Source organism: Aeromonas sp. Y318-3 (genome assembly GCF_027706185.1).
In the GTDB taxonomy this organism is placed as follows: Bacteria; Pseudomonadota; Gammaproteobacteria; order Enterobacterales; family Aeromonadaceae; genus Aeromonas; species Aeromonas veronii.
This window is the reverse complement of the sequence record NZ_JAPDCN010000010.1, coordinates 90,716-117,707: the sequence shown is the minus strand read 5'-3', so window position 1 is coordinate 117,707 and position 26,992 is coordinate 90,716. Positions and strand designations below refer to the sequence as shown.

At 60.7% G+C, this 26,992-nt stretch carries 22 protein-coding genes; 12 read left to right on the top strand and 10 right to left on the bottom strand.

Annotated elements, in window-relative coordinates:
- Positions 1 to 116 precede the first annotated feature (116 nt).
- From dnaX to nfo, 3 genes are all read left to right on the top strand, one after another.
- Positions 117 to 2,723, top strand: coding sequence for a DNA polymerase III subunit gamma/tau (gene dnaX / locus OKB77_RS14990; RefSeq protein ID WP_265775607.1), 2,607 nt, complete (start codon positions 117 to 119; stop codon positions 2,721 to 2,723).
- 114 nt (positions 2,724 to 2,837) lie between these two features.
- On the top strand, positions 2,838 to 3,167 hold the full coding sequence (locus OKB77_RS14985; protein WP_005333445.1) for a YbaB/EbfC family nucleoid-associated protein: 330 nt from the start codon (positions 2,838 to 2,840) through the stop codon (positions 3,165 to 3,167).
- 322 nt (positions 3,168 to 3,489) lie between these two features.
- Positions 3,490 to 4,332, top strand: a complete 843-nt coding sequence (gene nfo / locus OKB77_RS14980; RefSeq protein ID WP_265775606.1) for a deoxyribonuclease IV — start codon at positions 3,490 to 3,492, stop codon at positions 4,330 to 4,332.
- A gap of 92 nt (positions 4,333 to 4,424) precedes the next feature.
- Here the strand turns inward: nfo and OKB77_RS14975 are convergent, their stop codons facing one another.
- On the bottom strand, positions 4,425 to 5,330 hold the full coding sequence (locus OKB77_RS14975) for a LysR substrate-binding domain-containing protein (RefSeq protein ID WP_040068074.1): 906 nt from the start codon (positions 5,328 to 5,330) through the stop codon (positions 4,425 to 4,427).
- Positions 5,331 to 5,432: 102 nt separating this feature from the next.
- Here OKB77_RS14975 and OKB77_RS14970 point away from each other — a divergent pair, with 102 nt between their 5' ends.
- The 4 genes from OKB77_RS14970 (at position 5,433) to OKB77_RS14955 (ending at position 9,872) form a co-directional block, all read left to right on the top strand.
- Entirely contained in the window at positions 5,433 to 6,425 is a 993-nt protein-coding gene (locus OKB77_RS14970; RefSeq protein ID WP_111900117.1) for a TDT family transporter, read from the top strand.
- Between the two features lie 255 nt (positions 6,426 to 6,680).
- The gene (lpxM, locus tag OKB77_RS14965; protein ID WP_111900172.1) at positions 6,681 to 7,670 is read left to right on the top strand and encodes a lauroyl-Kdo(2)-lipid IV(A) myristoyltransferase; all 990 of its coding nucleotides are present in this window, start codon (positions 6,681 to 6,683) and stop codon (positions 7,668 to 7,670) included.
- A 150-nt stretch (positions 7,671 to 7,820) separates the two neighbouring features.
- A complete protein-coding gene (locus OKB77_RS14960) occupies positions 7,821 to 8,816 on the top strand; it encodes an LpxL/LpxP family acyltransferase (protein WP_162632512.1) in 996 nt (331 codons plus the stop codon).
- Between the two features lie 195 nt (positions 8,817 to 9,011).
- Positions 9,012 to 9,872 carry a PA4780 family RIO1-like protein kinase gene (locus OKB77_RS14955; protein WP_005352386.1) on the top strand — a complete coding sequence of 287 codons (861 nt, stop codon included), beginning with the start codon at positions 9,012 to 9,014 and terminating at the stop codon, positions 9,870 to 9,872.
- 60 nt (positions 9,873 to 9,932) lie between these two features.
- On the opposite strand, the gene OKB77_RS14950 is transcribed toward OKB77_RS14955, so the two are convergent.
- From OKB77_RS14950 to OKB77_RS14940, 3 genes are all read right to left on the bottom strand, one after another.
- Positions 9,933 to 10,457, bottom strand: coding sequence for a GNAT family N-acetyltransferase (locus OKB77_RS14950; RefSeq protein ID WP_118853765.1), 525 nt, complete (start codon positions 10,455 to 10,457; stop codon positions 9,933 to 9,935).
- The gene (locus tag OKB77_RS14945) at positions 10,454 to 11,692 is read right to left on the bottom strand and encodes a GGDEF domain-containing protein (RefSeq protein WP_118853766.1); all 1,239 of its coding nucleotides are present in this window, start codon (positions 11,690 to 11,692) and stop codon (positions 10,454 to 10,456) included. The genes OKB77_RS14950 and OKB77_RS14945 overlap by 4 nt, the downstream gene beginning before the upstream one ends.
- Before the next feature lie 263 nt (positions 11,693 to 11,955).
- The gene (locus OKB77_RS14940) at positions 11,956 to 12,450 is read right to left on the bottom strand and encodes a prolyl-tRNA synthetase associated domain-containing protein (protein ID WP_236353093.1); all 495 of its coding nucleotides are present in this window, start codon (positions 12,448 to 12,450) and stop codon (positions 11,956 to 11,958) included.
- A 166-nt stretch (positions 12,451 to 12,616) separates the two neighbouring features.
- Between OKB77_RS14940 and OKB77_RS14935 the strand changes: the two genes are divergently transcribed.
- Both OKB77_RS14935 and OKB77_RS14930 read left to right on the top strand, forming a co-directional pair.
- Positions 12,617 to 15,043 (top strand): DNA polymerase II, encoded by a 2,427-nt coding sequence (locus tag OKB77_RS14935; RefSeq protein WP_265775605.1) that lies wholly within the window; start codon positions 12,617 to 12,619, stop codon positions 15,041 to 15,043.
- A 74-nt stretch (positions 15,044 to 15,117) separates the two neighbouring features.
- Positions 15,118 to 15,369 (top strand): DinI family protein, encoded by a 252-nt coding sequence (locus OKB77_RS14930; protein WP_005352362.1) that lies wholly within the window; start codon positions 15,118 to 15,120, stop codon positions 15,367 to 15,369.
- Between the two features lie 161 nt (positions 15,370 to 15,530).
- Here OKB77_RS14930 and OKB77_RS14925 read toward each other — a convergent pair whose 3' ends face one another.
- The 5 genes from OKB77_RS14925 to dcuC all read right to left on the bottom strand — a co-directional run bounded on the left by OKB77_RS14925 (position 15,531) and on the right by dcuC (position 21,991).
- On the bottom strand, positions 15,531 to 16,394 hold the full coding sequence (locus OKB77_RS14925; RefSeq protein WP_265775604.1) for a DUF2927 domain-containing protein: 864 nt from the start codon (positions 16,392 to 16,394) through the stop codon (positions 15,531 to 15,533).
- 26 nt (positions 16,395 to 16,420) lie between these two features.
- Positions 16,421 to 16,924, bottom strand: coding sequence for a M48 family metallopeptidase (locus tag OKB77_RS14920; RefSeq protein ID WP_005333421.1), 504 nt, complete (start codon positions 16,922 to 16,924; stop codon positions 16,421 to 16,423).
- Positions 16,925 to 17,067: 143 nt separating this feature from the next.
- The gene (locus tag OKB77_RS14915) at positions 17,068 to 18,711 is read right to left on the bottom strand and encodes a hypothetical protein (RefSeq protein ID WP_265775603.1); all 1,644 of its coding nucleotides are present in this window, start codon (positions 18,709 to 18,711) and stop codon (positions 17,068 to 17,070) included.
- A gap of 189 nt (positions 18,712 to 18,900) precedes the next feature.
- Positions 18,901 to 20,547, bottom strand: a complete 1,647-nt coding sequence (locus OKB77_RS14910) for a bifunctional metallophosphatase/5'-nucleotidase (protein ID WP_270817921.1) — start codon at positions 20,545 to 20,547, stop codon at positions 18,901 to 18,903.
- Between the two features lie 91 nt (positions 20,548 to 20,638).
- Positions 20,639 to 21,991 (bottom strand): anaerobic C4-dicarboxylate transporter DcuC, encoded by a 1,353-nt coding sequence (gene dcuC, locus OKB77_RS14905; RefSeq protein ID WP_005336914.1) that lies wholly within the window; start codon positions 21,989 to 21,991, stop codon positions 20,639 to 20,641.
- A gap of 195 nt (positions 21,992 to 22,186) precedes the next feature.
- On the opposite strand from dcuC, the gene OKB77_RS14900 reads away from it, so the two are divergent.
- Entirely contained in the window at positions 22,187 to 22,651 is a 465-nt protein-coding gene (locus tag OKB77_RS14900; protein ID WP_270817920.1) for a hypothetical protein, read from the top strand.
- 183 nt (positions 22,652 to 22,834) lie between these two features.
- A complete protein-coding gene (locus OKB77_RS14895; RefSeq protein WP_270817919.1) occupies positions 22,835 to 23,431 on the top strand; it encodes a DUF922 domain-containing protein in 597 nt (198 codons plus the stop codon).
- 95 nt (positions 23,432 to 23,526) lie between these two features.
- On the opposite strand, the gene mnmC is transcribed toward OKB77_RS14895, so the two are convergent.
- Positions 23,527 to 25,545, bottom strand: a complete 2,019-nt coding sequence (gene mnmC, locus OKB77_RS14890) for a bifunctional tRNA (5-methylaminomethyl-2-thiouridine)(34)-methyltransferase MnmD/FAD-dependent 5-carboxymethylaminomethyl-2-thiouridine(34) oxidoreductase MnmC (protein ID WP_270817918.1) — start codon at positions 25,543 to 25,545, stop codon at positions 23,527 to 23,529.
- 90 nt (positions 25,546 to 25,635) lie between these two features.
- On the opposite strand from mnmC, the gene fabB reads away from it, so the two are divergent.
- On the top strand, positions 25,636 to 26,847 hold the full coding sequence (gene fabB, locus OKB77_RS14885) for a beta-ketoacyl-ACP synthase I (protein WP_100645761.1): 1,212 nt from the start codon (positions 25,636 to 25,638) through the stop codon (positions 26,845 to 26,847).
- Positions 26,848 to 26,992 lie beyond the last annotated feature (145 nt).

Sequence of the window (26,992 nt, the reverse complement as noted above, 5' to 3'; positions counted from 1 at the left end):
GCATCGGTTTGAAAATCAAGCGATCCCTCCCGCTCTGACCGATAGCCGATACAGCCAGCCCGCCATTTGTGTTAGCATCCGGCCTCAATGCCCTGTCTTCCCTGCATGATGGATTTATGAGCTATCAGGTTCTGGCGCGTAAATGGCGCCCCCATACGTTTGAACAAGTGGTAGGCCAGCAACATGTGCTGACCGCCTTGACCAACGCCCTGGATCAGGGACGGCTGCATCACGCCTATCTGCTGAGCGGTACCCGCGGGGTCGGCAAGACCACCATCGCCCGTATTCTGGCCAAGAGCCTCAACTGCGAGCAGGGGATCAGCAGCCACCCGTGTGGTGTCTGTGACACCTGCCGCGAGATCGATCAGGGCAACTTTGTCGACCTGCTGGAGATTGACGCGGCGTCCCGCACCAAGGTGGAAGATACCCGCGAGCTGCTCGACAACGTGCAGTACCGCCCGGCCCGTGGCCGCTTCAAGGTCTACCTCATCGATGAAGTGCACATGTTGTCGCGTCACAGCTTCAACGCGTTGCTGAAAACCCTGGAAGAGCCCCCCCCCTATGTGAAGTTTCTGCTGGCCACCACGGATCCGCAGAAGCTGCCCATTACCATTCTATCGCGCTGCCTGCAGTTTCATCTGAAGAGTCTGGATCAGACCCAGATTGCCAAGCAGCTCGAATGGGTGCTGGATCAGGAGGGGCAGCCCTTCGAGCCGCGCGCCCTGCTGGCTTTGGCCAAAGCCGCTGACGGCAGTATGCGCGATGCCCTGAGCCTGACTGATCAGGCGCTGGCCCACGGTAACGGTAGCGTGCGCCTCGAGAGCGTGCTGGCGATGCTGGGCACGCTCGATCACCGCCATCTGCACCAGCTGCTGGAAGCCATTTTGCGGCAAGATGCCCCCGCGACCATGGCCAAGATCACCGAGATCGCCACCCTGGGCCCCGATTTTGATCAGCTCCACGCCGAGCTGGAAGGCTTGCTCCATCGCATCGCCATGGCGCAGCTGCTGCCTGCCAGTGTGCAGGAGCAGGGAGCGGATGCTGATTCCCTGCTGCAACTGGCCAAGGCGATGAGCCCGGAAGAGGTGCAGCTCTGCTACCAGATCGTGCTGGGTGGCCGTAAAGATCTGCCCTGGGCTCCCGATGGCCGCACCGCGCTGGAGATGACCTGCCTGCGGATGCTCGCATTCTCCCCAAGGCGCGATGCCCTGCATCCGGCCAGCCTCACTGCGTTGCCCCCGTCAATGACGAGCAGTGCGGCGAGCAGCGCCACTCCGGTAGCCTCCTTGCCGGGAAAGCGCCCGGCCGCTGAATCGGCCGCAGTGGCACCGATCAGCGGCGCCGTGCCCGCACCGCTAGCCAGCCCTGTTGCCAGCACGCCTGTTGCTACCAGTGCAGTGCCCGCGGTTGATGTCTCCCTGCCTGCGATGACGGATGATATCGGCAACCCCGCCGATAGCGAGGAGGAGGCGCAAGCCGCCGAGCTGTTCAGCCAGCAGGATGAACTGCTGCGCGAAGCTGCGGGCATGGGGTATCAACCCGAGCCCGCGTTGCCACGTGTGCAGCCCGATGTGTCTGCGTACTCAGCCGCACAGCCCGTTGATGCTGATGATCGAGCGCCTGCCGCAGCCGATAGGGACTATTCCCGTGGCGAGTCGCTGACTGCCAGCATCGATCCCGCGCTCGAACCGACAACCGCGCCGGTTAGCGCACCGGAAGCTGTTTCAGCGGTATCGAGCATGCAGAGCCTGCTTGGCAAGCGAAACATGCTGCGCAGCCGCCAGCGTGGTCAGGATGCCCCGGCGGCGCCTGCGCCGCGCGCTGTACCGGTTGCGCCAGCTCGTCCTGTCGCGCCCGCCGCCGCTCCGGTCGTCACCCAACAGCCTGCTCCGGTCAGCCAACCGGCCGGGCAGGGAATGGCGGCGATGGGTCACTATGATGATCTGCCGCCAGTGGATCTCTATGGCGACGGTTACGAGCCACAGGGTGACAACGGCGATTACGAAGAGTACCTCAATCAGGGCTTTGCCGAGCAGACTCCGGTGATAAGCCACGCCTCTGTCACGGCACCGGCCCAGCCATCCGATCTGCCACCCTGGGAACTCGACGGGCAGCCGAGCTATCGACCCGGTGAACGCAGTGCTGCGGCGCCTGCGGTGACGCCAGCCCCTGCGACCCAGCCGCCCGTTGCCACTACGGCGGTGGCTGCAGCCCCTGTGTCGCAGGATGAACCCCCTCAGCCGGTGATGGAGACCATCGACTGGGATGAGCTCGAGAGCGACAGCGAGCCGCAAGAGGGAGAGGCGACTCGCCTTATCCCCTCCTCGCTGCTCAATGGTTGCGGCGACCCTTGGGCCGAGTTGATCGCTCACACTCAGGTGGGTGGGAGGCTGCGCCAGTTGGCCATCAACTCGGTGATGACGCGGGAAGGGGACAAGGTACTGCTAACCCTCAAGCCCGAGCAGCGCCATCTCGTGAGCGACAAGGCGCGCGCCGATCTGGCCGAGATCATCGGGCCGGCGCTGGGTCAACCGGTGCAGGTTGAGGTGACGCTCGGTGTGGTGCCTGACCAGGAGACCCCCCTCGAGATCGAGCATCGCCTTTATCTCGGGGTGCGCGAGCAGGTGACCCGGGATCTGGAGCAGGATCCCAACGTACAGTTTTTAGTTCAGCGGTTTGGTGCCGTGCTTCATCACGAGAGCATCGAGCCACTCAACCGCTAAATTCCGTGGCCGGGAGCTTGCTTCCGGTTGAAAAGTAGTTTGGCTGTCCCCATCTAGGACAGACAAGCCCACAGCCCGGCGCTGGATGCCGGATTTCAAGACGAGAGACGACATATGTTTGGTAAAGGTGGAATGGGGAACCTGATGAAACAGGCCCAACAGATGCAAGAGCGTATGCAGAAGGCGCAGGAGCAGCTGGCTCAGATGGAAGTGACCGGTGAAGCCGGTGCTGGCATGGTCAAGGTCACCATGACCGGTAGCCACAGCGTCCGTCGCATCGAGATCGACCCCTCCCTGATGGAAGATGACAAGGAGCTGCTGGAAGATCTGGTTGCCGCCGCTTGCAACGATGCCGTGCGTCGTGTGGAAGAGCAGAACAAGGCCAAGATGGGCGAACTGACCGGTGGCATGCAACTGCCGCCAGGCTTCAAGATGCCGTTCTAAGGCGACTCTCCCCGCGCATTCTTGCTCCCTTGTCGCTGGCCATTCGGGCCACGGCAAGGGAGACGGCCGAGAGACCCAAAGACGCAGCGTTATTGCTCAGGCGATACGCTGCGTTTTTTTATGGGCGCCATGCTGGCGTGGACGGGCTCTAACTATCCCTTCTGCGGATCGGTTGCTACAGTGCAGGCCGATTACGCCATGAAACGCAGTGCTTCGATTCGCCAAGGTGGCGCTATTTGTCGATACCCGCTATCGGATATCCCGGTTTGGCGTGGCCGGGCGGGAGCGGCATAATGGCGGCTTGCCGTATTGAGGAGATTGTATGAAATATATCGGAGCCCACGTCAGTGCGGCCGGCGGGGTGGAGAATACCATCGCCCGCGCCCAGGCCATCGGGGCCAACGCGTTTGCCCTCTTTACCAAGAATCAACGTCAGTGGCAGGCCGCCCCCTTGTCGGATGCCACCATCCGCGCCTTCAAGGCGGCCTGTGACAAGGCCGGTTTTCTGCCGGAGCAGATCCTGCCCCACGATAGTTACCTCATCAATCTGGGCCACCCGGATCCCTATGGTCTGGCCAAATCCCGCGATGCGTTTCTCGACGAGATGAAGCGCTGCGAGCAGCTGGGGCTTTGCTATCTGAACTTCCATCCCGGTAGCCATCTCAAGCAGATCCCAGAGGCGGCCAGCCTCAAGTTGGTGAGCGAGTCCATCAACTGGGCGTTGGAGCGCAGTGAAGGGGTGACGGCGGTGATCGAGAATACCGCCGGGCAGGGGACCAACCTCGGCTGGTCATTCGAGCACCTCGCCACCATCATCGAGGGAGTGGAGGACAAGAGCCGGGTCGGGATCTGTTTCGATACTTGCCACGCCTTTGCCGCTGGCTACGATCTGCGCACTGCCGAGAGCTGCGCTGCCGTCTTTGCAGAGTTCGACCGCACGGTGGGTTTTCACTATCTCAAGGGGATGCATATCAACGGCGCCAAGTGTACCTTCGGTAGCCGGGTCGATCGCCACCACAGCTTGCAGGAGGGCAATCTGGGAGAGGCAGTATTCCACCACATCATGAATGATGATCGCTTCGACCGCATTCCGCTGATCCTCGAGACCATAGACGAATCCATCTGGGGCGAGGAGATCAGCTGGTTGCGCAGTCTGGCGCAGTGATACCGAGCAAGCGAATCAAAGAGAGGGAGCCGTGGCTCCCTCTCTGCTTTTTCCGTCATTGGCGGGCGTGCCAGCGGCGCTCCGAGCGCGCGTTACTCTGCGCGGCTCACCTCGGCATCCTTCACCTGAGCCCGGCAGAAGTGGATAAAGTGGCGCAGGGAGGTGGAGTGGTACTTCTGCTTGTGCCAGATAAGGGAGAGCTGGCGCGGGAAGCGGCGGGAGAGGGGCAGGGCGATCAGCCGCCCATCTGCCAGGCGATCCGAGGCTGCCAGCCGGGAGATAAAGGAGATGCCAAGCCCCTTCTCCACCGCCAGCATCACCGCCTCCAGGGTGTTGAGTTCAAGCCCTGGTTGCCAGCGGGGCAGCTCGGGCTGGATCTGCTGGATAAATTGCTCGCGGCTGCCCGATTGTGCTTCACGCAATACCCAGGTCTCGCCCCCCAGACGGGAGAGGGAGAGCTCCTTCTTGTTGGCAAGCGGGTGACCGGGTGGGGCCACCACCAGCATCTCGTCCTGCAGCCAGGGTTCGGCGAGCAGGTCGGGGTGGTGGTTCTCCCCCTCGATCAGCGCCATATCCAGCTCGAAGTTGGCCAGCGCATGGCAGAGCAGGTGAGTGTTGTTGATGGTCACCTTGGGAGGGAGCCCCAGCTCCTGTTTGCTGCTGGCCAGCAGGGTGGGGAGCAGGTAGTTGCCGATGGTCTGGCTGGCACCAAGGCGCAGCTGGCCGCTAGGCTCAGCATCGGGGCTGAACAGGTTCTCGATATCCTGCATCCGGGTCAGCAGCTCTTCAGCAGCTGGTTGCAGCAGGCGCCCCTCGTTGTTGAGCTGCAACCTGGGGTGAATGCGGTCAAACAGCGGGGTAGAGAGCTGGCGCTCCAGCTCCTGCAGCGACTGGGAGACGGCCCCCTTGCTCAGACAGAGCTCGTTGGCGGCAAGGCCAAGGTTTCCATAACGGGCAATGGTGGCGAACACTTTCAGCTGCTGCAGGGTCAGTTTCATCGTGTTTGGTTTTCCTGAATGATTGATTTAATTCATTTAGATATCGTAAACGATAAGGGACCATTATCCTATCGCCATAGTCATCAATAGAAAGGTGTCATCATGATCGCAAGAACCCGTAAATCACTGGCTGCCGCCCCAACCCCCATGGCGGGTCTGGCGCTGGGCATCGCCAGCCTTGGTTGGTGTTGGGAAAATGCCGGTCACTTCGATGGCCGGATGCAACTGCTGGGTGCTGCCATTGCGGCCGTGCTGCTGGTGATCCTGACCTTCAAGTTTCTGCTTCACCCCCGCCTGCTGTTGCAGGATCTCGCTCACCCCGTAGTCGGCAGTGTGGTACCGACCTATGCCATGGGTACCATGGTGGTCTCCAAAGCGCTCGGTATGATTGCGCCGCAAGCGGGCGAGGCACTCTGGCTGTTTGCCGTGGCGGTTCATCTGCTGTTCCTGGCCACCTTTATCTGGCATCGCGCCAAAGAGTTTGAAATCCACCACATGGTGCCGAGCTGGTTCGTGCCGCCGGTGGGGATCATCGTGGCTGACGTCGCCTTCCCGGGTGGTCAGTTTGCCCCGCTGGCCAACGGTCTGCTCTGGTTCGGGATCATCTGCTATGGCCTGATGCTGCCGCTGATGCTCTATCGCCTGATCTTCAGCCATGAAGTGCCGGATGCCGCCAAACCGACCATCGCCATTCTGGCGGCTCCTGCCAGCCTCTCTTTGGCCGGTTACCTGACCGTCAGCCAGGAGCCGTCACTGCTGCTGGTGGCCGTGCTGTTGGGGATTGCCATCCTGATGACCGGTATCATCTATTTGGCCTTCATCAAACTGCTGCGTCTGCCCTTTTCGCCGGGTTATGCCGCCTTCACCTTCCCGCTGGTGATCGGTGCCACAGCCCTGTTCAAAGTGGCTCATCTGGTTGAAGGGTTTGCGCAAGGGAGTCACTACGTCGAGCAGATCAGACTGCTGGCCCACTTCGAGCTGGGGGTGGCTACCGTGATCGTCGGGTATGTGGCACTGCGTTACCTGATGTTTTTTCTGCCGCAGCGTAATACTGAAATGAATAACGGCATGGCCAGCCAGGGTGCTCACCGATAAATCTTGATGATGTGACATCGGGAAATGGATAAGCAGTGCGCTCCGAGAGCGACGGGATAAACGACCAGTCATACGATGGATGGACAAAGAGCCTCCACCCTGGTTGTGTAACGAGCAAAATGCCCCGCAGTGCGGGGCATTTTTTTATGGTTTTTTGATGTGGCGCCCGTGGCGGGCTATTTGCCATGGATTTAACTGGTATTACCTGTCAGGACGACTACAATGCAGCACCACTTTTTCGCTCGACCCCAATACATGTCGTCCCAAGATCCCGTATTTGACTCCTCTTTTGAAGCCCGTTTTCTGCATCCCCGCTACTGGTTCAGCTGGCTGGCGCTCGGCGTGCTGATGTTGCTCGCCTTTGTGCCGGTGCGATTGCGCGACCGTTTGGCCGAAGCCTTGGCTCCGCTGGTGTTTCGTATCTCGAAAAAACAGATTTATATCGCCAGAACCAATCTGGAGATCTGCTTCCCGGACAAGAGCCCGGAAGAGCGGGATGCCATTGCACTGACCTCGATCCGGGTCGGCCTCAAGAGTCTGTTGGGATTTGGCGAGTTCACCATGCGCAGTCAGCGTTATCTGATGAGCCGGATGCAGGTGATCGGTTGGGAGCATATCGAGGCGGAGCGGACGGCCGGCCGTCCGGTGATCCTGGTGGTGCCCCATACCTGGCCGGTGGATGCCGCCGGTTACTGCTTCACCCAGCGCGGGGTGCCGATGTGCACCATGATGAAACGGGCGCGCAATCCGGTGTTTGACTGGCACCTCAACCGTGCGCGAGCCAAGAACGGTTGCCGCGTCTATGAGCGCAGCGCCGGGATCAAGGCGGTGATCAGAACCATCAAGAACGGTCGCAGCTTCTTCTATCTGCCGGATCAGGATCATGGCCGCGAGAAGAGCATCTTCGCCCCCTTCTTTGGCTATCCCAAAGCAACCCTGCCTGCCTTGCCCCGTCTGGTGCAGGTCAGTGGTGCCAAGGCGGTGCCGCTGCTCGCCTGCTATGACGAAGCGAACCACTGCTATCGACTGGAGATTGAGGCACCGTTCGACAACTATCCCACCGAGGATGTGATGGCCGATACCTGTCGGATGAACGACATGGTGCAACAGCAGCTGATGCGCCATCCGGGCCAGTACATGTGGTTCCTCAAGATCTTCGATACCCGTCAGGATCAGGAGGGGCTGGATGGCCTTTACGAGGCGGGGATCCAGCGGATCCGCAAGGGATTGTCGCCCCACGGCTGACCCAGAATTTGCGTTGATTGAAATGGCCCCAGGTGGGCCATTTTTTATGATAACTAGTCTGATCAGTGCCTTGCAGGTCGATGGCCAGCCTCCCCAGGGTAGAAAAAAATGTCAAGATAACTACAATAACCGTTTGTTTTTGATGACTTGATGGCCGCCATGTCTGCGTTAGATCCGGTATTTGATACCTCATTTCATAGCCGCCTGCTGCATCCCAAATGGTGGGGCAGCTGGTGCGCGCTGGGCCTGCTCTCCCTGCTGGCATTTACCCCCGCGAGATTGAGGGATCGCTTTGCCGATCTGGTTTCGCCGACCCTGCTGCGTTTTTCGAAAAAGCAGGCCTATATCGCCGATACCAACCTCAAGATCTGCTTTCCCGAGCTGGATGCCGCTGCACGGCAGGCGCTGCTGCTCAAATCGATCCGGGTCGGGCTCAAGACCTTTATGGGCTTTGGCGAGCTCAGCTGGCGCAGCAAGGCGCGCCTGACCCGCCGCATCAAGGTCACCGGCTGGGAGCATGTGCAAGCGGAGCAGGCTGCGGGCCGCCCGGTGATCCTGGTGGTGCCTCACACCTGGGCGGTCGACATGATTGGCCGCTACTTCTCCATGATGGGCATTGAGATGTGCACCATGATGAAGAGCCCGAAAGATCAGGTGTTCGACTGGTACATCAACCGCGAGCGGGCCAAAGGGGGCAAGGTCTATGAGCGCAGCGCCGGGATCAAACCGGCGATCAAGTCGATCCGCGCCGGTGCCAGTTTCTTCTACCTGCCAGATCAGGATCACGGTCGCGAGGCGAGTGTGTTTGTTCCCTTCTTTGGCCGCCCCAAGGCAACCCTGCCCGCGCTGCCCAAGCTGGTGAAACTGACTGGCGCTAGGGCCGTGCCCATCTTCGCCAGCTATGACGAGGATGAGGGGCACTATCTGCTGGAGATCGAGCCGCCGTTTGACCCTTATCCCACCGCCGATCTGCTGGCAGACGTCAATGCCATGAACCGGGTGGTGGAGATGCAGGTGGCACGCCATCCCGAGCAGTACATGTGGTTTCTCAAGATCTTCGAAACCCTGGAGCATCAGGAAGGGGATGACGGCCTCTATGAAGCGGGGATCCAGCGCATTCGTCAGGGTTTGCCGCCCGAACCTTGAAAATTGGCCCGCTTGCGGGCCATTTTTGTGGGCACAGAAGCCTTTCGTATTTGGTCTGCTGCTGGTGGTTTTTAAGGCGAACAGGTGGACAAAAACAGCGCAAACAGGGGATAACAGGGTGTCTTATGAAAGGGAGAGGCAGGTGAGCGTGCGTGGAGCTATCTTCGAGAGCGGAAATAGGGTAAAAGGGCGGCCATGAAAATTCCAAATCGAATCCAACCTCTGGTTGATGACGGCCTGGTCGATGAGGTCGTCAGCCGGTTGATGAGCGGCAAAGAGGCCGACGTCTATGTGGTGCGCTGCGGCGACGAGATCCGTTGCGCCAAAGTCTATAAAGAGGCGTCCAAGCGCAGCTTCAAGCAGGCCGTGGTCTATCAGGAGGGGCGCAAGGTGCGTAACAGCCGCAGCGCCCGCGCCATGGAGAAGGGCTCCAAGTACGGTCGCAAGCAGCATGAAGAGGTGTGGCAGAACACCGAGGTCGACGCCCTGTTCAAGCTGGCGGCGGCCGGTGTGCGGGTGCCGCAGCCCTATGTCTGCCTCGATGGCGTCCTCTTGATGGAACTTATCACCGATGAAGATGGCAATGTCGCGCCGCGCCTCAACGATGTGGCACTCACCCCCGAGCAGGCGGTTATTGATCACCACAAGGTGATCCGCTATGTGGTGCGGATGCTCTGCGCCGGTCTTATCCACGGCGATCTCTCCGAGTTCAATGTGCTGGTGGATGAACAGGGCCCCGTCATCATCGACCTGCCCCAGGTGGTGGATGCCGCCGCCAACAACCAGGCCAAGGCGATGCTGGAACGTGACGTCAACAACATGCGCAACTACTACGGTATGTATGCCCCCGAGCTGCTCAAGACCCGTTATGCCCAGGAGATGTGGGCGTTGTTTGAAGATGGCAAACTCACCCCCGAGAGCGAGCTGACAGGTCACTTTGAAGAGAGCCGAGCCGCCATCGATCTCGATTCGGTGCTGCAGGAGATCGAGAGCGCCGAGGAGGAGGCCTATGCCCGTCAGGCCCGGATGAAGGCGGAGCAGGAAGACAGCTACTAACGGTCTTGCCACGTTCGCAAAAAGAGCGCCTTCGGGGCGCTCTTTTTATTACTGCTGCGGCTATGGTCGGCTGGGGCAGGGGGCTAGCTGATACATCTCCAGCCAGTTGCGATCCCCCGGATGGAAGTGCCGCCCCAGCAACACGCCACCGGCTGCCGTAATGACCTTGCGGGAGGCCAGATTATCCTGGTCACAGCAGATCAGCACCGGCGCTGCCAGCACCTGTTGTTGTACCCAGCGTAGCAGCACGATCGCGGCCCCTTCGCCACGGTGAGAGGGGCGGGTTTCGTAACCGATATGACCCAGCCACTGGCGGGTTGCCTCATTGTCACCGTGACGAAGACGCAGGGTGGCGATGATCTCCTCGCCATCGAGGGCAAAATAGGTGGTGGTCGGCAGGTATCCACTGGGCAAGTTGCGCCCTTTGGCGTGATCCAGCAGGCTCTGTAGCCAGCCGTCCGGGTCAAATTGTGCCACCTGATAGAGCGGCTGTCCGTCTTTGGCGCATTCGGTGACATAGCGCCGGTAAGCCGGGGCATCTGCCAGCCTAGCCGGTCGGCACTGCAGAGCGAGCGCTGCGCTCATGACAGGAGCGCACAGGGCGGCAGCGGTTGCGGCTCGTTGTGGTGGAGCTCCTGCACGCAGGCCCGTTGCCTTCCAGCCTGTTTGGCGGCGTAAAGAGCCTGATCCGCTCGTAGGTAGGCCGCTTCAAACCCCTCGTCAGGGTGCAGCGAGGTGAGGCCGATGCTGAGGCTGATGGGGCCACCGGCCAGCGCCCGGGTCGCCTCGGCGATCTGCTGTTGCAGACTGTGGCAGTAGTCGGGCAGGGTCTGCGGGTCCGCCATCAGCAGCAGGGCCAGCTCATCGCCACCAAGCCGACCGGCCATGCCCTCGGAAGGCAGGGTATTGGCGATCACCCGACCCACGGCCCGCAGCATGGCATCACCGGCGGGGTGGCCGTGGCGGTCGTTGATCTGCTTGAAGTTGTCCAGATCGATCAGCAGCAGCTGGCTAGGGCTAGCCATCTCGCGGGCACGCAGGGCAACCTGGCGTTCGAAATAGTGGCGGCTGAACAGGCCAGTCAGCTCGTCCTGATTGGCGCGCCGCTCCAGCTTGCGCTGGGTGACCAGCAGGGCTTGCTGTTGGCGGGTGTGGACCAGGCTCAGCAGCAGATAACTGCGGGCGATGGTAAAGAGCAGGCTGAGCAGGATCACAGGCCCGAGCAGCGGGTCGGTGAAGGAGTTGGCCGCCAGCTCCGGCTGCCAGAGATGTTTGGCGATCCGCAGCAGTTGTAACAGCAGTTGCAGGCCGAGCAGCAGAATGGCAAAGCGCAGCACCCGATAGACGGGGGCCAGCCGCTGGTAGCGCCAGAGCTGCCAGATAAGCAGCGCAATCTGCAGCGAGAGCACGCCGGAGAGCACGATGATCCGGCTATGCACATCAAAGAGGGGTTGCTGCAGGGCGGTCAGGGCAAACAGGACGAAACCGCCGAGGGTAACGGCGGGCAGCAGCCAGCCCAGTTGGTCGGCTTCACGGCGAAAGAAGTGGCGCATACCCCGTTCATAGAGCAGGGTGGTCGACATCAACAGCAGGTTGGTGCAGAGAATATTGGCAAGGGATGCATTTCCCTCAAGGGGGCGCAGCAGCAGGCAGCAAAAAGCCCCCGCGATAACCAGTTCCCCCGCTGACCAGTAGATCAATGCCCTGATCTGGCGATGGGTGTGCCACATGGCGGCGAAAATGGTGGCGACCCCCACATGTGACAGCGTGACGAACAGCACCAGACTCAACAACTGGGCCGAGGAAAACAGACTTGGCATCAAGGGGCTCTCTGGGAAGTCACCTGTGAACGAACAGGCGATGGGGTATCGCCCGCTGGCAGTGGCCAATCACAACATGAATCCAACCTATTATCAATGGGTTAAATGGCCGAATGTGCTCACCTCCGACTTCTTGCACGATGGCAACTGCTGACTCGATTTATCAGAGCGCAAGAGGGCATTTTATTGTCTTGTCAGTCAATTTCGCTGCGTGAAAGGTGGTTGTGTTGGCGGCAGGGTGAACCCAACCGCCAGACGTTGTGCTAATCGCAGGTTGCAGCAGGCAAGCGCATTACTATGGCCTCCCTGTCCAGATGGGTCAGCATACGGCGCACGTCGTCGAGGCGGATGATCAGAGTAGCGGTGTTGACCAGCGGATGGCACTGCACCTGTTCGGCCTGCCAGATGGCCTCGTCCACCACCAGCTCTACCGCTTTTTCCCTGTCGCGCACCATGGCGAGCAGGGTCACCGAGCCTGGGGTAAGGCCGAGCACCGCATCGAGCCGCTCGGGGGAGCCAAAGCTCAGCCGCTTGACGCCGAGCATGGCTGCCAGCGCCTTGAGATCGACCCGGCGCTCCTCCGGACTCACCACCAGAAACAGCCGCTCGCTTTTCGGGTCGCGCAAAAAGAGGTTCTTGGTCTTGGCGGCGGGCAGGTCGGGCAGCAGCCTGCTCGCCTCCTCACAGGTAAACACCGGAGGATGGTCAAAGCGCTGGTAGGGGATAGCCAGCTGATCCAGCAGGGAATAGATTGCCACAAAGACTCCTTTCGTCGGCGAAGAGTGGTCAGAACGGGATGGGCGGGAATAACGACCGGATCGAGCTTACCAGTTTGACTCCCGCCTCGCAGCCAGCGTGACGATTGCGAGCAGGCACTGTATGAACGTACAATACTCCCATTCTCGGACAGCCCCTTTACGCTTCATGACTGCAACCCAGCCCACCGTACCCGCCACTCCGCCCCTCGACGGTTTTATCCTGACCCGCCACGGTCGGGACGTGCGCGGTCGCAACGGGCTGCCTGCAACCACCGAAATCGTGATGTGGCTCTGGAGCGCGCAGGGGCCGGTACGGGTGGTGGTGCCGGGGCAGGAGCCGTTGTTCTTCCTGCCGCAGAGCCATATGGCAGAAGCCGCCGAGCTGTTCAAAGGGGCCGGGGTGAGCGGGCGGTTTCGCCGCCTGCCGATGCACACCTTCGACGGTCGCCCCGTGGTGGGCTGCTATTTCACCACCCTGAGCGCCTTTCACCGCGCTATCGAGCTGCTGCTGATTCGCGGACTGGAGCACTTCGAGGCGGATATCCGGCTGCCGGAGCGTTTTCTGATGGAGCGTTTCATCACCGCTGGCGTGCGCTTCGATGGCCGGGCGGTAAAAAAGGGGGGCAAGCAGGGCTACTGGGAGGTGAACGAGGCGCGCTGCGCGCCGCAGGCGGTGACGCCAACCCTCTCCTGGGTGTCGCTGGATGTGGAGTGCGCCATGGACGGGGCGCTCTTCTCGGTCGGTCTTTATAGCGAGCAGGATGCGCGGGTCATCATGATCGGCACCCCGGAGGCGGATGCCGAGAGCTGGGGCACCCAGGTCGAATGGGTGGCGGACGAGAGCTCCCTATTGAGTGCGCTGGAGAGCTGGTTCAGCCAGCATGACCCCGATCTGGTGATTGGCTGGAACGTGGTCAATTTTGACTTTCGCCTGCTGCTGCGCCGCGCCGAGCTTAACAAGCGGCGGCTGCGTCTTGGGCGGGGGCGCGAGCTCTGCTTCTGGCGCTCGTCACGGGGCGATCCCCAAACCGGCAACGTCATCATTCCCGGGCGCATGGTGCTCGACGGCATCGACACCCTGAAAAGCGCCACCTGGCAGTTCCCGAGCTACAGCCTGGATGCGGTGGCGAGCGAACTGCTCGGCCGTGGCAAGGATATTGAGGATGTGGCCAATCGGGGGGAGAAGATCACCGAGCTGTTCCACTCCGACAAGGAGGCGCTCGCCCGCTACAACCTGGAAGATTGCAAGCTGGTGTGGGAGATCTTCGATTACTGCCACCTCATCCCTTTTGCCATCGAGCGTGCCTCCCTCACCGGCCTGGAGCTGGACAGGGTGGGGGGCTCGGTGGCGGCGTTTACCAACCTCTATCTGCCGCGGCTCCATCGTGGCGGTTACGTGGCCCCCAATCTGCCGGCCGACGGGGGGCTGGCGAGCCCCGGTGGCTATGTGATGGACTCCAAACCCGGTCTCTATCGCCATGTGCTGGTGCTTGACTTCAAGAGCCTCTACCCCAGCATCATCCGCACTTTCTGCATCGACCCCATGGGACTTATCGAAGGGCTGCAGCATCCCGAGCACGCTATTCCGGGCTTTCGCGGCGCCATGTTCTCCCGCGAGCGGCACTTCTTGCCGGATCTCATCGCTACCTTGTGGGCGGCGCGGGATCGGGCCAAGGCGGCCAGCAACAAGGCGCTCTCCCAGGCCATCAAGATCATCATGAACTCTTTCTACGGCGTGCTGGGTTCGGGGGGCTGCCGTTTCTATGATCCGCGCCTAGCCTCGTCCATTACCCTGCGTGGCCACAGCATCATGCAGCAAACCCGCGAGTGGATTGAAGAGAAGGGGTTCGAGGTGATCTATGGCGACACCGACTCCACCTTTGTTCATCTGGGGCGCGAGACCAGCCCCGATGAGGCGAACGAGATCGGCCAGCGACTGGCTCAAATGATCAACGATAACTGGGCTGCACTGATCAGGCGCGAGTTCGACCTGCCGAGTTATCTCGAGATCCAGTACGAGACCCACTATCGCCGCTTTCTGATGCCCACCATCCGCGGGCTGGAGAAGGGCAGCAAGAAGCGCTATGCCGGTCTGATTGGCAAGGCCAGTGAGGGGAGTGAACAGCTGGTATTCAAGGGGCTCGAATCGGTGCGCACCGACTGGACCATGCTGGCCAAGCAGTTCCAGACCCGCCTCTATGAGCTGGTGTTTCACGATGAAGATCCCAGCGGTTATGTGCGCACCATGGTGGATGAGACCCGCGCCGGTCGTCACGACGATCTGCTTATCTACCGCAAACGGCTACGCCAGAAGCTCGAGGAGTATCAGAAGAATGTACCGCCCCATGTGCGGGCAGCGCGGCTGGCCGATGAGGAGAACCTGCGCCGCGGTCTGCCCCAGCGCTATCAGCATCGGGGCTCCATCGCCTATCTGATGACCCTCAATGGCCCCGAGCCGCTGGAGTACCGGCGCAGCGCCATCGATTACGAGCACTATATCGACAAGCAGTTGCGGCCCATTGCCGACGCCATCCTGCCCTTTATTGGCGAGTCGTTCGACCGGATCTGTGGTCAGCAGCTGGATCTTTTCTGATTGGTGCAAGATGGCACTTTACTTCCCATAAATACTGTATAAAAATACAGTCATAAATCATGGAGAAGTTTCCTATGCGTCTTGAAATCATCATCGACAGAAAACATCAGATCCCGACCTCGACCATGGAGGCGCTGCGTCAGGAGCTGCTCAAGCAGCTTGGCGAAAAATTTCCCGACATCCATGTGCGGGTCGCGCCGGGCAGTGCCATGGCCCTGACCGTCAGCCGTGCCAGCAAGGAAGACAAAGAGCTGGCCGAAGCCATGGTGCAGGAGGTGTGGGAGAACGCCGACAGCTGGATGCCGGAAGAGAACGTCGCCTCCTGATCCCCATGGTCAGTGGATAATTCTGGGCGGTGGATAAATGGGCATGCCCGCGAATGATCCGCCGATCCTCGGACAACAAAAACGCAGCCAGGTGGCTGCGTTTTTTGTGGGTGATGAGAGGCTCGCGGTGGTTTTTCTAGCTTTGGGTTGAGCCTGGCCCGTTACAACCCCGCCCAGCTTTTCAGGCTCTGCTGTTGCACCCGGCGATTGGCTTCGCGGATCTCCCCTTTGGCACGCAGATCGGCCAGTGCGATAGGCAGTGCGGCGCGGATCTCGTCACTGCTCATTCCGGCTTTGAGGGCCGGGTGATAGGCCATCTTGAGCAGCACATAGTCCAGCCCGGTCAAAAAGCTGTCGATGCTGTTGTCATTGAAGATGGAGGGAAATACCTTGTCCGAGTCGTTGGGCAGCCCCATCACCTGGGTGAACTCCTCCACCACGCAGTCGAGAAAGCGTCCCTTGGCCCGGCTGTAGTCTATCGGAATGATGATGGTGGCACGGCTGATCTCGTGTTTTGCATTGGTTGCGAAGTTGGCAAGGCAGAGCCCCTCCTTGAGCGCCATCTTGACCGATGGATCCCCCCCCATGGTGCGGTTGGCCCAGCTCTTCATCTTGCTGTAGTCGGTCATGATCAGGGTGAGGTTGGGCTTTGCGGACACCATGCTGATGGGGTGGCCGGTGATACGGGCCAGATGGGCTGCCTGTACCTTCACCACGTCGGCCTGCAGCGGCTTGTCACCTGACTCGTTGATAAGTTGCAGCCGGATCGGCTGCTGCCAGCGGGCAAAACGGGTCTGCCTGGCTTCGCCATACTCCCGCTCCATGGCGATGGCCATAAAGCTCTCGGTGAGATAGCTGTCGCTCTGCCAGCGCTCATCGGCCCGGGCGCTGTGGCCTGCGAGCAGAAGCAGCAGGGCCAGCAGCCCGCGTGACGCGCGGCGGGGACGGGCAGCGCGGCCCAAGTTGGCCATTACCAAAGTGGCAATAAAGCGCGTGGCACCAAAGGGGGTGGCGGCAAATGACATGTTTCCTCCCTGAAACGGTTGTCAGCCTAGCGGTTGGCCTTGTCGATATCGCGCCAGGTGAGCCAGAGCCTGAGATCAAACTCCAGTTGATGATAGTCCGGCTCCATGTGCTGGCAGAGCTGGTAGAAGCTCTTGTTGTGATCCTTCTCTTTGATATGGGCCAGCTCGTGCACCACGATCATTTTCAGGAACGGGGGCGGTGCCTCCTTGAACAGGGCGGCGATGCGGATCTCGTTCTTGGCCTTGAGCTTGCTGCCCTGCACCCGGCTGACGTAGGTGTGCAGGCCGAGGGCATCCTTGATCACGTTGATTTTGCCATCGAACACCACCTTTGACAGGGGCGCCGAGCTCTTGAGGTAGCGGTTCTTCAGCTCCATGGTGTAGGCGAGCAACGCCTTGTCGCTCTGGATCTGGTGGCTCTCCGGATAGCGTTTGGCCAGCATCTCCCCCAGCTTGCCCGCCGCAATCAGCTGCTGTACCTGTGCCTTGAGGGGGTCGGGATAGCCGCCCAGATAAGTCAGTTCCGCCATGGTGTCACTCGTTACATCAAAAAGAGCGTCATTGTAGTTATCTCGGGCGGGCTTGCCTACTGCAGGCCGTTGCTGCAAGGGGTTCTGGCGCAAGAAAAAGGGCGGCCATTGCAACAATGGCCGCCCTGCGGGCGTATTGACGATCAGCGTCGGCGATAGAGACCCGGATCCACCTCTTCGTAGTGGCTAGTCAGGTATTGATAGAAGGCGAGATGGGAAGGGGAGCTCGGTTTTTTCAGCTCCTCGCTCACCCGATCCGGCTTGGCGATGATGAACTTCGGGCTCTGGCGCTGGATATCGGCCAGCACCCGCTCGCGCACATCATAGGGCGGATTGACGTTGGCAAAGAAGAGGTAGGCGGATGCTGGCTGGCGATCGGTCCAGAGATAATATTGCGGCTGGATGCCATCGACCCAGATCTTGTCGCTCGGGCTGGTCTCGGCCTTGATGCGATCGACCCGTACCTGCGCCGCCGGATTGAAGGGGCAACCCTTGAGGGTCCCTTCCCAGGCGTTGTTGATCATCAGCAGCAGCATGGCCAGCGTCGCCAGCCAGGGGGTGGCACTGCGCACATCCCAGGCGCGCCAGAGGGGGATGAGGATCAGCACCGGCAGCGCCCACAGCAGGCTGGTGCCGAGCACCTCGTTGACCCGCTCGAGGGACCACTCCTTGGTGCTCCAGCCAAAGGCGAGCTGCTGGGCCAGCAGCCAGCTGGCGGTGAGTACCACCAGCGAGATGCAGAGCAGGCCGATCGCATCAGCCTGCTGTTCGCTGCGATCCAGCAATACCGCCAGCGGTAGCACCGCCAGTTGCAGATAGAGCACGTCATAGTGATCGAACACATGGCCGGAGACCGAGTTGGCGATCAGGGTAAACAGCACCCCAAACAGGGTCGCCAGCAGGGCGGGCAGATACCACTCCTGACGGCGGCTCAGCATCAGAATGATAAAGGCGGGCAGCAGCATCACAAGGCCTGTGCGCAGCAGGCCGACGGCGCCCACCATGGGAGAGAAGCCATTGCCGTAGCTCCCCTCGAAGAAGATGTCGAAGGCGTAGTATTTGAAGGCCGCCAGCAGATCATGCTGCTGGAAGTACGCGTAAAGCGGGCCGCCAATCAGCGCCAGTCCCAGCAGGCTGGAGATGAGCAGCAAGATGGCGTCACGCCACTTCTCATGCAGACACCAGTGGCAGAACAGCACCAGATACCAGGCCCCCCAGAAGGCGCCGTTGTTGGTGCGCATCCAGGCGACGATGGCGAAGGTGAGGGCCGCAACCAGCGCCGGCCACCAGCGAAATCCCTTGTCCAGCAGCAGGGTAATGAAAGCCCACTGGGCGATGAGGGCGAGGTGGAAGGTCCAGTCCTCGGTCATGTTGCCGTAGTAGTAACGGGTGCCGTAGAGAGCCAGCACCGCCAGCATGGCGCCAAGGCGCGCCTTGAACGAGAGGCCAAGTTGGGCAAAGGCCTGCCAGCTGGCCAGCAGCCCGAGCCAGCAGAGTACCCACTCCAGCGCCCAGATCCCGACAAAACCACCCATTCGATAGCCCAGCGCGTCGAGGGCGAAAATCATCGGCCCCTTGATGTCAATCATGTCGCGATAGAGCACGCCCCCTTCGCTCCACATCTTGCCCATCACCGCGAACAGCGAGGCATCAAAGCCCGGCGCCATGGCGTGGAAGAGCGGGTTGCGCAGACAGAAGAGCAGCGCCAGCAGGGCGGTCAGCAGCACGATGGCTGGCTTGATACCCGGGTTGACGCGAGGGGGAGTGAAACGGATGGAGTGATTCATGAAGTCGCCTGTTCCTGCAGCTGGTCTTGAAAGCGGGCCTATCTTGCCGAGCTAGTGAGTGCGATGCAATGGGGCGGGCCCGTGTGGGGCAAATATTCTCGAAAAAGCCCGGTTCTTGCAGGGAACCGGGCGCTGGCTGCGGCAATATTGGCCGTCAGGGGGATGTGGCAAAGCCATTCCCCCTCTGCATCAATGGATGTACTCAACCAGGGGCGGCTGCGCTTCCAGTGTCGGCAGGTGACGGGCCCAGCGGATAAAGGCGTCGGCCAGGGTGATGCCGAGCTCCTGATTGTGCTGGGTCAGGGTACGCGCCAGCGCGGTGTAACCCTCCTTGCCGGAGGCGGTATAGGCGCTCGACACTCCGCGATAGATCTGTTCGGCATTGACCGCTTGCCACTGGCTGGGGGCGGCTTCCCACTCCAGTCGGGTGATGCGCTGGCCCTTGGGCCGATCGGCCTGATAGGTGAATCGCACCCCCGCGGTGTAGGGGAAGCTGCCGTTGCCATTGCCGACCACGCCGTTGTTGGTGGCGTTGTCGATGGCATTTTCCAGCGCTTCCGCCAACTCATGACCGTGCACCCGATAGAGGGTGAGGGGAATGGCAAACGGCAGCAGGCGACCGGCGATATCTGCTTCGCTCAGGGGGCCCGGCTCCAGCGAGCAGCGCACGCCGCCAGCATTGTGCAGGGCAAAGTCCACCTCGCCTACCTGTTCACGGGCGGCGGTCAGCATGGCGCGGGCCACCAGCGGGGCGAGCAGGCTGCCGTGGGGCAGGGTGGCATCCGGCAGCCGCTGATGGGGCAACGGCGCCGCCAGCCGGGTGACGATGCGCTGGCTCATGGTTTCAATCTCCGGCCGGTAGCGTTTGGCCAGATGTTGTTCCAGTTGTGGATCCGGCTCGCAGAAGGTGAGCCCGACAGGTGGCGTGGAGGCAAACGGCCAGGGCTGCCAGGGGAGCCACTCCAGCTGCCCCTCACTTTGCACGACGCGGCCCGCCTCATCGAAGGTGAGCTCGCAGACACCGAGGCAGAGGGCGCTGTGGCCAGCGTGCAAAATGGCCACCCCGTTGTTCATCAGGGGGTAGGTACCTTCGCTTGGCAGACCCAGCGGCGCGAGATCGCCGAGCAGGCTGTGGGTATGGCCGCCGATGATGAGGCTGAGCTCGGGGAAGCGCTCGGCCAGCAGCTTGTCCTGATCCAGCCCGAGGTGGCTCAGCAGCACGATATGGTGGATCCCTTCGCGCTTGATCTCCCGCAGCACTTTAGTGAGGGTGTCGGCGACCGCGTGGAAACGGGTGTGGGGATCCGGGTTGGCGATGGCAGCCATCTGGGCGAGGGTGATGCCGAGCAGCGCAAAGGGAACGCCGTCGATCACCCGGCGATGCCAGGGCTGATGGGCATCGTAGAGGTGGGGGATATCCCACAGCCCGAGGGCTGTGTCGGCTGGCTCCTGACTGTTGTCCAGATTGGCGGCCAGCACCGGAAAATCGAGCTGGCGCAAGAACTCCACCAGCGGGCCGTTGCCCAGATCGAATTCGTGGTTGCCAAGTACCATGGCATCGGGGGCCAGCATGGCGAGCAGGTCGGCGTTGGCGCGCCCTTTGAAGCGGTTGAAATAGAGAGAGCCCTGAAAGGAGTCGCCACCGTGCAGAAACAGAAAACGCTGACCGGCTGCTGTGGCTTTGGCACGCAGTTGGGTCAGTCGGGTCAGGATCCGGGCATAACCGCCGCACTGGGTGCGCCACTGACTTTCACCGACAGGGGAGAAGCTCATGGGCGCGCCATCGAAGTGGGAGTGGCAATCACTGAAATGGGCAAGTTGAACCGTAATACTCATCTCGGTCCTCCTTAGGGGGAAAATGAGCACCGAGTCTACTGCAAAGGGGGGGGAGGATACCAGCCCGGCAGGGTGCCGGGCTGGTCAATGATCAGGCGGGTACCATGATCTGGGTGGCGACGATCACCACCAGCAGGCCGACGGCGACCGGCATACTGGTGCGCTTGACCACCTCGAACGGCGAGAGCTTGCCCATCCCGGCACAGGCGACCACCACCCCGGAGACTGGAGAAATGGTCCGACCCAGGTTGGAGGCTTGCAGCATCGGGATCACCAGATAGGCCGGGTTGATGCCAAGGCTACTGGCCAGGTTGGGGATCAGCTCCACGAAGGCGTAGAAGGGGGCATTGCCCGAGCCGGTGGTGAAGGCTGCCAGGGTGGTGATCACCACCAGTGACAGCATCATGATCAGGCCGCCCGAGCCCAGATCCTGCGCGTGAGCCAGCAGGGTGTCGATAAAGCCGATGGTCATCAGGCCCTGGGCAAAGACACCGGCACCGACCAACAGCATGACCACACCGGCAAAGGCGTCAGCCATGTTGCGCCAGCAGACCTGCAGACCGTCCAGCAGCTCCTTGCCATTGCGGATACGCACGAGCTCCAGCAGGCTGGCCAGCACCATGCACATGACGATGATGGTGACGATATCCAGCTGCGGACCCCATTTGCCGTCAAACACCAGCACTCCGATGATGGGGGTAAAGGGCAGGATGGCGTAAAAGGCCGGCGCAGTCGTCACCAGATCACCCGGGGCGACCGGCTCGTTGTGCTCACCGGATTTTTGATCAAGGTAGCGCTGCCAGAAGAAGTGGGTCACTGCCATGCAGGCGATCGCCACCAGCGAGATGGGCAGGGTCAGCTTGAAGGCAAAATCCAGCAGCGGCATGTTGGCGGCCTGAGCAGCCATCACCACGTCCCCTGAGGTCGGTGCCAGAATGATGGCGGCCGGCGAGGCGCACACGGCCGCCGCCGCGCCACGGGAGATCCCCATGTTGACCATCAGCGGGAACAGGGTGGCCATCAACAACACGCCGAGGCCGGTAGCGGAGCTCACCGCCAGCGACATGGCGCAGGCCACCAGATAGGCAGCCACCAGCAGGATATAGGGGGACTTGATGATGCCGAGCGGTTTGCTGGCCAGCTTGACCAGAATGGTGTTGGCACCGATATGGCTCATGTAGCCGGCGAAGCCGCACAGCACCATGATCAGCATCCCCAGTCCACCGCCACGGTCATTGAGCAGGAAGCGGACGTATTCGAAGATATCGGTTGCGATATAACCGGTGCTGACCACCTTGCTCGGTAGTACCGGCTTGCCCATCATGGCGGTGATGACCAGCAGCAGCAAGCCGCCGCTCAGCAGCACCCCGGTCGCGGAGTATCCTTTGAAAATGGCACGGCCCACCACCAGGGTGACCAGGGTGCCAACGATGAGTTCCAGCATATGTTGCCTTCTGATTGGATGAGAGTGGAGGGAGTCTATTCCGATAGGGGTAGAGTGGCGACTGGAAACAGGATGTTGTGTGAGCTAAATCAACGTTTAACCCCATGAACAGAATTAAAGAAAGGTAAAGGTACTTTACCCAGCGGGTTTGGCTACCTACCCTTGCCAGCCTTGGTTGTCTTTTGGGGCTTTTATATGGCGATTGGTGATTTTTCAGGCATTAAACGCTCTCTTTTCCTGCTTTCGATGCTATTTTCACCTACTTGCGTGTTTGCGGTAACCAATGACGGTTTTCATCAAACCGGTCCTCATCAGGCGGTCGCCATGCGGCGTCTCATGGCTCCTCACTCTTACGGCGTACTGGTGGTGGCCGAGGGGAACAGACCCCGTTTTGCCGCGCTGGCATCCAAAACCACCGAAGCAAACTGCCTGGCCCGTCATGCCATCCGGGTAGATGGGGTCGCGCTGCTGGTCACTCCGAGATTCTATGCCAGAGAGGGAAAACGGGGACTTTGCGAGCTGTGGCTCAATGAGGGGGCAGATCAGGACTTTTTTGCCAACCGCCTTAAAAATGATCATTTTATTCAGATAGATGGTCATGACATCAATGTGAAAAACTATCACCTCGACTGGCAGCGCATCAGCCGTCATGCTCAATAAAAATACAGTTTTGGCCTTGTGCCATACTCTGCTCACGCAACCTGTGAGCGTGCTCTGATTTCTGGGCGCATCATTGTATTGCGCCGCCTCGTCGTCACACATAGGCTATAGCCGTCATCTGTGTGGCGGTGGGGTTCACCAAGGTTGGTACTCCGCCCGTGCAATCAAGGAAGGTAGTCTGGCATGGTCAGCAAGGTTTATGGAGTAGTGGGGGTCGGATTGTTGCTGTTGCCCCTGATGAGTCAGGCTCAGCCGAGCCGGCCGCAAGTGGTGCCAGAGTCCCGCATCAATGTCCGTTTTTATGAGGTCAATGCAACCAGTCCGGAGCAGCTCGCCCGGGCGATTGCCCAGAGTGCTCCCAAGGTGAATGGTAAGCCCGTACTCGGCAAGGCGAGTTATAAGGTGGACTGGCAGCTGGATACCGAGCAGTTGCCGGGGCGCTGCCAGCTCAACCGGGTGACTGTATCCACCAACGCCACTGTGTTGCTGCCCCGCTGGCGTCAGAGCGCGAACAGTAACGATCCTGCCCGCCAGCGCTGGGGGCGGCTGCTCTCCAGCATGTTTGACTACGAATCCCGCTTCAAGGAGATGGTGCTGCAGGGGGCCAATCAGGTGGGTGGCGCTATTGCTGGGCTACCCGGTCATGCAGATTGTCAGGCGTTGCGCTATGCCGCGTGGGCCGCGGGCAGTGGCGAGCTGAACAAGGTCAAAGGACGGCTCGACGGATTCCAGCGTCAGACAGGTTACGGCGAACAGCTCGGGGTGCACTGGCCCAAGTAAGCGCTATCTCAAGACACAATATCCAGCATCGCACGATTTGATAAATAGAATGGCCGCCCGATGGGCGGCCATTCTATTTGCTTGCAGAGTCCGGTTTAGACCAGCGCCTTGCCTTTGAGCAGTTTGCGCACCCAGTAACGGGCAGGGTGGAGCGCTTCCAGCAGATCGGCGGCCAGCGGCAGGGGATCGCCGCAGATCTCGCTGGCGAGCAGCTCGCCACAGAGCGGCGCCGAGCAGAGACCCCGCGAGCCGAGCGCGCCCAGCACATAGAGGCCGGGGTGAAGGGGGAGCGGCTGGGCGTTGTGCTGATCATGCTGCAGCTGCGCATAGTGATCCGCCAGACCTTGCAATCTGGCCACTGGCCCCACCACCGGCAGGTGATCCCGGCTGGCACAACGCACCCCTACGCGCGCCTCGTTGCCGCTCACATCCACTTCGGCGGGCCAGGTTTGCTCCGGCAGGCAGGCTTGCAACCGCACCTGATTCTGGATTTGCTCCTCGGCACGAAACTCAAGGCTGCTCTGGTTGCGGCCATAGCTGGCACCAATACAGTGTTGATCGTTGTGCATCGGCGTGAGGTAGCCATCGTAGCAGAGCACCGTGTTGAGCTGACTCAAGCTGGTTGAGGTTGGCACATGACTCACCTGACCGCGCACCGGATAGAGCGGCAGCTCGGCAAAGGGGAGCAGTGCTGGCAACTGGTGACCGGCAGCGACCACCAGATTGGGGGCCTGCCAGTGGCGGCCGTCCTGGTTCTCTATGTGCCAAGCATCTGTCTGCTCGGCAATGGCGCTCACTCGGGTGTGGTATTCCACCTCAAGCAGGCCGCTGGCTTGCGCCTCTTTCAGGGCGGCGCGGGTGAGATCGGCCGGACAGAGCCAGCCCCCCAGCGGGTAACTGACGCCGCTGTGGCCACAGGGCAGGCCAACCACCTGCTCTACCTCTGATGTAGAGAGGGGATGCATCAGTTCGGACGGGAAGGGGCCCTGACTCATCTTGGCCAACTTGGCTGCCGATTTTTCGTCATAACCGAGCTGGGTTACTCCACATAATTCGAAAGCGATAGGATGGCGTTCGGCCAACGCCAGCAGCCGTTGGCGGGCATAGCCAAAAGCGAGCGAATAGAAGCGTGACAGCGCATCGTGCTCGCCGTTAAGCAGTGGATAGAGGGCACCCTGGCGGTTGCCGGAGGCGCCGGTGGCCGGTTCGTCATCTGCGCACAGCAACGTTACCTTGCGACCCCGCTCCACCAGAGAGAGCGCCGTCATGGCCGAGGCGATGCCGCCGCCGATGATCACCACCTCGCCAGCGCGTCCGGCAGGACGCGCATACCAGGGGGCGATGGTATGCTGCGGCTGCTTGTCGGTGCGATCCCCCACCAGCATCTCCCGCTTGCTACCGTGGCCCTTCACCTTCTTCATGGCAAAACCGGCGGCAATCAGGCCGCGACGGACAAAACCGGCACAGGTAAAGGTGGCGATGGAGCAATCGGGACGGGCGAGGCGAGCGAGACCATCAAACAGCTCCTGTGTCCACATTTCCGGGTTCTTGGCCGGGGAGAAACCATCCAGATACCAGGCATCCACCAGACCTTCTGCCCGGTGAGGCACCTGCGGCAGCATATCCTTTATGTCGCCAAACCAGAGATCGAGGCGAATGCGGCCACCCGCAAAATGCAGGCGGTGGCAGCCGGAGACCGGCAGCGGCCACTGGGCGACAAGATCCTGACTCAAGTGGCCAAGTTCAGGCCAGGCGGCCAGCGCTTTGCGCAGATCGTCTTGGGTCAGGGGGTATTTCTCGAAACTGATGAAGTGCAGACGGGAGCAGTTGCCGGATTGGGGCGCCTGTTCCAGGAAGGCTTGCATTGTCGCCAGAAAGTTAAGACCTGTGCCGAAACCTGTTTCACCTATCACGAAACTGTCACTATCGTGGTGCGAAAATCGCGCAGGTAGCCGGTTTTGCTGCAAAAAGACGTAGCGGGTTTCACTTAGACCGTTATCATTGGAAAAGTACACATCCCCGAAGTCACTGGAGACAGGAGTTCCCGCTTCATTCCAGTCCAATCGGGCATGATGTAAGGATGTTTGACTCACGTTTTCCTCGGCTCGCGTCACAAAATCGCGGGCATTCTACGTGAAAGCAGACCAGTTTGGCAGCCGAAAGCGGGTAGACTTGGCGCCAGTTTTTCCAGACGAGATGAATTAATGAGAAGAGCAGTGATCACCGGTATCGGCGTCATCTCCAGTATCGGCAACAACAAGGAAGAAGTGCTGGCCTCCCTGAAAGCAGGTAAATCCGGCATCACCTATTCCGAGCAGTTCGAGCAGCACAACCTGCGCAGCCGTGTCTGGGGTAACATCAAACTCGATCCGTCTGAACTGATCGACCGTAAAGTCATGCGTTTCATGGGCGACGCTGCGGCCTACGCCTACCTCTCCATGCAGCAGGCCATTGAAGATGCCGGTCTGGCGGAAGATCAGGTCTCCAACGAGCGTACCGGCCTGGTGGTCGGTTCAGGTGGTGCCTCCGGCAAGAACACCTCGGAATCTGTGGACATCGCCCGCGAGAAAGGGGTCAAGCGTGTGGGCCCTTACATGGTGCCGCGCACCATGTCTTCCACCACCTCTGCTTGCCTGGCGACCCCTTTCCAGATCAAGGGTGTCAACTACTCCATCAGCTCAGCTTGCGCCACCTCTGCTCATTGCATCGGTCACGCGCTTGAACTGATCCAGCTTGGCAAACAGGATGTGGTCTTCGCAGGTGGCGGTGAAGAGCTGGACTGGTCCTCTACCATCCAGTTTGACGCCATGGGCGCCCTCTCCACCAAGTACAACGACACGCCAGAAAAAGCGTCCCGTACCTATGATGCGAACCGCGACGGTTTCGTTATCTCCGGTGGCGGCGGCATTCTGGTGATCGAAGAGCTGGAACATGCGCTGGCCCGTGGTGCTCACATCTATGCCGAGCTGACCGGTTACGGTGCTACCTCCGATGGCTATGACATGGTCGCGCCGAGCGGTGAAGGCGCGGTGCGTTGCATGAAGATGGCAATGCAGGGTGTCGGCAAGGTCGATTACATCAACACCCACGGCACCTCCACTCCGGTGGGTGATACCAAAGAGCTGGAAGCTATCCAGACGCTGTTTGGCGCCAACGGTCCCAAGATCTCTGCCACCAAGGCGATGACCGGCCATGCGCTGGGCGCTGCGGGCGTGCACGAGGCTGTCTACTCCCTGCTGATGATGGAACACGGCTTTATCGCTCCCAGCATCAACATCGAGACTCTGGACGAGAAGGCCGAAGGTCTACCCATCGTGCGCGAGTACGAAGCGGCCGAGCTTAATACTGTCATGTCCAACAGCTTCGGCTTTGGCGGTACCAACGCCTCCCTGGTATTCAGCAAGTTCAAAGGCTGATATCCGGTTGATATGAAAAAAGCGCCTCAGGGCGCTTTTTTTGTCTTCGGGATCTACTATCACTCATTGCAGAGCAGAGCAGAGCAGAGCAGAGCAGAGCAGAGCAGAGCAGAGCAGAGCAGAGCAGAGCAGAGCAGAGCAGAGC

What these genes read in the sequence shown, in the direction of transcription:
- OKB77_RS14925 (WP_265775604.1), bottom strand. Translation starts at nt 16,394, where the DNA reads ATGTCATTTGCCGCCACCCCCTTTGGTGCCACGCGCTTTATTGCCACT.
- lpxM (WP_111900172.1), top strand. Translation starts at nt 6,681, where the DNA reads ATGTCGTCCCAAGATCCCGTATTTGACTCCTCTTTTGAAGCCCGTTTT.
- OKB77_RS14935 (WP_265775605.1), top strand. Translation starts at nt 12,617, where the DNA reads ATGACTGCAACCCAGCCCACCGTACCCGCCACTCCGCCCCTCGACGGT.
- OKB77_RS14970 (WP_111900117.1), top strand. Translation starts at nt 5,433, where the DNA reads ATGATCGCAAGAACCCGTAAATCACTGGCTGCCGCCCCAACCCCCATG.
- OKB77_RS14985 (WP_005333445.1), top strand. Translation starts at nt 2,838, where the DNA reads ATGTTTGGTAAAGGTGGAATGGGGAACCTGATGAAACAGGCCCAACAG.
- OKB77_RS14930 (WP_005352362.1), top strand. Translation starts at nt 15,118, where the DNA reads ATGCGTCTTGAAATCATCATCGACAGAAAACATCAGATCCCGACCTCG.
- dcuC (WP_005336914.1), bottom strand. Translation starts at nt 21,991, where the DNA reads ATGCTGGAACTCATCGTTGGCACCCTGGTCACCCTGGTGGTGGGCCGT.
- OKB77_RS14910 (WP_270817921.1), bottom strand. Translation starts at nt 20,547, where the DNA reads ATGAGTATTACGGTTCAACTTGCCCATTTCAGTGATTGCCACTCCCAC.
- OKB77_RS14955 (WP_005352386.1), top strand. Translation starts at nt 9,012, where the DNA reads ATGAAAATTCCAAATCGAATCCAACCTCTGGTTGATGACGGCCTGGTC.
- OKB77_RS14975 (WP_040068074.1), bottom strand. Translation starts at nt 5,330, where the DNA reads ATGAAACTGACCCTGCAGCAGCTGAAAGTGTTCGCCACCATTGCCCGT.
- OKB77_RS14915 (WP_265775603.1), bottom strand. Translation starts at nt 18,711, where the DNA reads ATGAATCACTCCATCCGTTTCACTCCCCCTCGCGTCAACCCGGGTATC.
- OKB77_RS14960 (WP_162632512.1), top strand. Translation starts at nt 7,821, where the DNA reads ATGGCCGCCATGTCTGCGTTAGATCCGGTATTTGATACCTCATTTCAT.
- OKB77_RS14950 (WP_118853765.1), bottom strand. Translation starts at nt 10,457, where the DNA reads ATGAGCGCAGCGCTCGCTCTGCAGTGCCGACCGGCTAGGCTGGCAGAT.
- dnaX (WP_265775607.1), top strand. Translation starts at nt 117, where the DNA reads ATGAGCTATCAGGTTCTGGCGCGTAAATGGCGCCCCCATACGTTTGAA.
- OKB77_RS14900 (WP_270817920.1), top strand. Translation starts at nt 22,187, where the DNA reads ATGGCGATTGGTGATTTTTCAGGCATTAAACGCTCTCTTTTCCTGCTT.
- OKB77_RS14920 (WP_005333421.1), bottom strand. Translation starts at nt 16,924, where the DNA reads ATGGCGGAACTGACTTATCTGGGCGGCTATCCCGACCCCCTCAAGGCA.
- fabB (WP_100645761.1), top strand. Translation starts at nt 25,636, where the DNA reads ATGAGAAGAGCAGTGATCACCGGTATCGGCGTCATCTCCAGTATCGGC.
- nfo (WP_265775606.1), top strand. Translation starts at nt 3,490, where the DNA reads ATGAAATATATCGGAGCCCACGTCAGTGCGGCCGGCGGGGTGGAGAAT.
- OKB77_RS14895 (WP_270817919.1), top strand. Translation starts at nt 22,835, where the DNA reads ATGGTCAGCAAGGTTTATGGAGTAGTGGGGGTCGGATTGTTGCTGTTG.
- OKB77_RS14945 (WP_118853766.1), bottom strand. Translation starts at nt 11,692, where the DNA reads ATGCCAAGTCTGTTTTCCTCGGCCCAGTTGTTGAGTCTGGTGCTGTTC.